Source organism: Micromonospora sp. NPDC002411 (assembly GCF_053592955.1).
In genome coordinates, this window is sequence record NZ_JBSFBM010000485.1 from 1 (window position 1) to 3,829 (window position 3,829).

3 protein-coding genes and 1 pseudogene are annotated in these 3,829 nt (G+C 71.6%); 1 reads left to right on the plus strand and 3 read right to left on the minus strand.

Features of this window, described 5'->3' with window-relative positions; all coding sequences use genetic code 11:
* The coding region (locus ACWCO3_RS32665) for a helix-turn-helix domain-containing protein (protein WP_450013774.1) at positions 1–1,102 on the minus strand (1,102 nt) is incomplete at its 3' end.
* Positions 1,103–1,110: 8 nt separating this feature from the next.
* Positions 1,111–1,872 carry a TetR/AcrR family transcriptional regulator gene (locus ACWCO3_RS32670; protein WP_450013776.1) on the minus strand — a complete coding sequence of 254 codons (762 nt, stop codon included), beginning with the start codon at positions 1,870–1,872 and terminating at the stop codon, positions 1,111–1,113.
* A gap of 82 nt (positions 1,873–1,954) precedes the next feature.
* Here ACWCO3_RS32670 and ACWCO3_RS32675 point away from each other — a divergent pair, with 82 nt between their 5' ends.
* Positions 1,955–3,544, plus strand: coding sequence for an MFS transporter (locus ACWCO3_RS32675; RefSeq protein WP_450013778.1), 1,590 nt, complete (start codon positions 1,955–1,957; stop codon positions 3,542–3,544).
* Here the strand turns inward: ACWCO3_RS32675 and ACWCO3_RS32680 are convergent.
* Positions 3,534–3,829: pseudogene (locus tag ACWCO3_RS32680) on the minus strand (hypothetical protein); the annotation flags it as partial. The gene ACWCO3_RS32675 and the pseudogene ACWCO3_RS32680 sit on opposite strands and share 11 nt — an antisense overlap.

Consider the following 3,829-nt stretch of genomic DNA (forward strand, 5'->3'; position numbering starts at 1 on the left):
GGGGTCCGCTCGCGCTCGCGTCGCCCGACCGCGAAGCTGACCACTCCCAGGGCCAGGCCGACGACCGCCAGGACGATGCCCACCCGGTGACCACGGACGCCGCGCTGTTGACGATCCGCGCCGGATGCGAGGCGGTGTCGCGATGTTCCTGCGGGCTCACCCCGTAGGCTGCCCGGAACGCCCGGCTGAAGTGGGCTTTGTCGGAGAACCCCCACCGTGCCGCAATGGTCTGCACCGGTTGGTTGCGCAGCGCCGGGTCGGACAGGTCGCGTCGGCACCGGGTCAGCCGCAGATCACGGATGTACGACGCCACAGTGGTCTCCTCGGCCTCGAACAGTCGATGCAGGGACCGCACCGAGATGTGGTGGGCGTCGGCGACGGCCCCGGGGCTGAGCGTCGCGTCGCCCAGGTGCCGGTGGACGTACGCCTGCACCTGGGCGAGCAGTGCCCGGCGGCGCACCTCGGTGGGTACGGCGTCCTCGGCGACCAGGTGCCGGCCGAGCATGGTGGTGGCCAGGTCGAGCCCGACCGCGCCGAGCCGGCTCGCGTCGGCGGCATGGTACTGCTCGGGGTGCCTGGTCACCTGCAACAGGAACTGCGCGAGCAGCGCCCCGATGCCCTCGCTGCCGGACATCCGTCCGCCGTAGAGCGCGGCCATCCGCTGCGGCGGCAGCGGTAGCGCGGCGTGGGGGATCAACGTGATGATCGAGGTCGCCTGGTCCCGTTCCGGTTCCGTCGCGTGGTGGCAGACGTCGTGCGGTCGGGACCCGTCGTAGAAGGTGAACTCGCCGGCCAGGATCTCGCTGCGGCGACCGTCCTGGCTGGACGTGCCGATGCCGCCGGTGGTGTAGGCGAGGATGTACAGCTCCGGGTCGGACTGACGGACCAGCTTCTGGGTGCGGGTGGCGTCCAGTGACGGGTACTGGTATTCCACGAGTTGGATCGGACCGAGCGAGATGAAGTCGGCGCGGGCGGCGAAGTCGTCGGCGTGCGCGGACTGGATGCGCAGTGGCGCCGAGGTGCGTGCGACCAGGTCCAGCCACATCCCGAACCGCTCGCCCGGGGGCAGGACTGTGGTGTCGATGGTGTCTCTCGGTAGCATTTCGCGCCTCAGCCCGCTCGACGTTCCATGAGTGCCTCGACGCCGTCGAGGATCCGGTCCAGGCCGAAGACGAACTCGTCGTCCGGGTCGTCGTCCTGGTTGATCACACCGGCGCTCAGCACCCGGTGCAGCGCCGGGAAGCGGGCCGGGTCGATGAGCCGGGCCAGCATTCGGCTGTAGGCGGGCATCATCTCGCTCGGCGTGAGGCCGGAAGCCTGGGCGCCCTCGGCGATCTGCGACGTGAGCGTGGCCTCGTTGCGGACGTACCCGGTGATCAGGAGCAGCGTCGACATCTTCTCGCCCTCGCCGAGGGTGGTGCCGTCGAGGCAGCGCAGCCCGTCCTCCATCCAGCCGAGCTGCTGAGGGGTGATCGGCGGACCGCTGATCGGCACGTGCAGCAGCCAGGTGCGCCGCCGCAGCACGTCGTGCTCGGCCCAGGCCCAGCGGGTCAGACCGGCGCGCCAGTTGGTCTCTGGCGGGGGCGGTCCGGGCGACGGGCCGTAACCGGTGTCCACCATGAGCAGCAGCAGCTCGTCCTTCGAGCCGACGTACCGGTAGAGGGCCATGGTGGCGGCGCCCAGCTCCTTGGCGACCCGGCTCATGGAGACGGCCGCCAGCCCGTCGGCGTCGGCCACGCGTACGGCGGCGTCCACGATGGTGGACACGCTCATCCCCGGCCGGGGGCCCTTGGGTGGTCGTTCCCGCAGACCCCAGGCGCTCTCGATGGCCGGCGGGAGCACCGGCCCGCTGTCGTCTGTCTGTGCCGCCACATTTCCTCCTTGCCCCGCCATCCTAGTTCTGCGTATGGTCTACGCATAACAGCGTACGCCATACGCAGAAGGAGAAATGATCATGACGACCACCACCACACCGGCACCGCGAGCGGGCCGGCGGGAGTGGATTGGCCTCACGGTGCTGATGCTGCCCCTGCTCCTTGTCTCGATGGACGTGTCGGTGCTCTACTTCGCCGTCCCGTTTATCAGCGCGGAGTTGCGCCCCACCGCAACCGAGCAACTCTGGATCTTCGACATCTACGGCTTCGTGCTGGCCGGGCTGCTCATTACCATGGGCGCTCTCGGCGACCGGATCGGCCGACGTCGACTCCTGCTGATCGGCGCCACCGCGTTCGGGGCGGCGTCGCTGCTGGCCGCGTACGCCGACAGCACCGCGACGCTCATCGCCGCGCGCGCCCTGCTCGGCGTCGGCGGAGCCACCCTCATGCCCTCGACGCTCGCCCTGGTGCGCAACATGTTCCACGACGCGAAGCAGCGCGGCACCGCCATCGCCGTCTGGACCGCCACCCTCACCGGCGGCATCGCGATCGGCCCGGTGCTCAGCGGCATCCTGTTGGAGCACTTCTGGTGGGGCTCGATCTTCCTGATCAACATCCCGGCGATGCTGATGCTGCTCCTGCTCGCCCCGCTGCTGGTGCCCGAGTTCCGCAACCCGGCGACCGGGCGGTTCGACCTGGTCAGCGCGGCGCTGTCGCTCGGGGCGCTGCTGCCGGTGATCTACGGCATCAAGGAGATGGCCCGCGACGGCCTCAGCCCGGTGCGGGTGCTCGCCATCGTCGGCGGCCTGCTGGTGGGCGCGCTCTTCCTGCACCGTCAGCGGACGCGGGCGTACCCGATGGTCGATCTCAGGCTGTTCCGCCGTCGCGGCTTCGGCGGGGCGCTCGCGGTCAACCTGCTGGCGATGTTCGCCATCGTCGGCTTCGCCATCTTCACCACCCAGCACCTCCAGTTGGTGCTCGGCCTGAGCCCGCTGCGGGCGGCACTGTGGAGCCTCGTGCCGTCCCTCGCCGTGGGCGGAGTCGCACCGGCCGCCGCCGCTCTCGCCCAACGCGTCGATCGGGCGTACCTGATCGGTGCGGGATTCGGGATCGCCGCGGTCGGCTTCGTGGTGTTGACCCAGGTCACGCCGGATACGCCGCTGTGGCTGCTCCTCGTCGGCGCCAGTGTCTACGCGGGCGGCCTGGTGATGGTGATGTCCCTCGTCACCGAGCTGGTCCTCGGCGCGGCGCCGCCCGAGCAGGCCGGCGTCGCGTCGGCGCTGACCGAGTCCAGCAGCGAGCTGGGCGGTGCGCTGGGAATGGCGATCCTGGGCAGCGTGGGCGCCGCGGTCTACCGCCGCGAGATCGTCGACGGCCTGCCGGCCGGGCTGCCCGCCGACGCCGGCGACGCGGCGCAGGAGACGCTGGGCGGTGCGCTCGCCGTCGCCCAGGGGCTGCCGGCGGAACTGGCCGACGCGGTGCGACACGCCGCCGGTGTCGCGTTCACCGACGGGCTGCACCTGGCCGCGTACGCCGCGATGGCGGTGATGCTGCTGGGCGCGGTTACCGCGTTGGTCGCCCTGCGCGGCGTCCGACCGGCCGACTCCACGGCACTGGCCGCCGAGCCGACCGGTCCGGCCGACCCCTCGCTGTCGTCGGTCAGTCGTTGAGCACGTGCGCGAGCCGGTCGCGGAAGCGCCGCTCGGAGTCGCTGACGGATTCGCCGCCGATGCCCAGCAGCCCGCCGCTGGACGCGGCGCCCACCACCTGCTCGGCGATCTGCACGAGCCAGTGCTTGTACGCGCCGGCCTCGCCCTCGTCGACACGGGCGGCCAGCAGCGCGGCGGCCTGGCCGGCCCGCAGCAGCACGTCGTCGATCAGCGCGCGCGGGTCGTCGGGCGCGATGACCGGCAGTTCGGCACCGGCCTCCGGGTCGCCCACCCGGGTCACGATCT